Source organism: Methylobacterium hispanicum (assembly GCF_022179285.1).
Classification (GTDB): Bacteria; Pseudomonadota; Alphaproteobacteria; order Rhizobiales; family Beijerinckiaceae; genus Methylobacterium; species Methylobacterium hispanicum.
Genome location: NZ_BPQO01000119.1, coordinates 1 through 223, shown reverse-complemented (window position 1 = coordinate 223; position 223 = coordinate 1). Strand labels below are relative to the sequence as shown.

1 protein-coding gene is annotated in these 223 nt (G+C 71.7%); it reads right to left on the bottom strand.

Going from position 1 to position 223, the window contains the following annotated elements; all coding sequences use genetic code 11:
* A partial coding sequence (locus MFF56_RS32020; RefSeq protein WP_283207459.1) for a calcium-binding protein occupies window positions 1-223 on the bottom strand: 223 nt, incomplete at both ends.

The following is a 223-nucleotide window of genomic DNA, read 5'->3' as shown; positions in this document are numbered from 1 at the left end:
GCCGGTCTGGCCGTCGAGGTAGTCATCGCCCGACTGACCGCCGAGCACGTCGTCGCCCTCGTCACCGTAGAGGCGGTCGTTGCCTGCCCCACCCTGCAGCAGGTCGTTGCCGCCCTGGCCGCCCAGGATGTCGTTGCCGTCGCCGCCGTACTGGGTGTCGTCACCCGCGCCGCCCTCGACGAGGTCGTCGCCGGCCTCGCCGTAGAGGATATCGGTGCCGTCG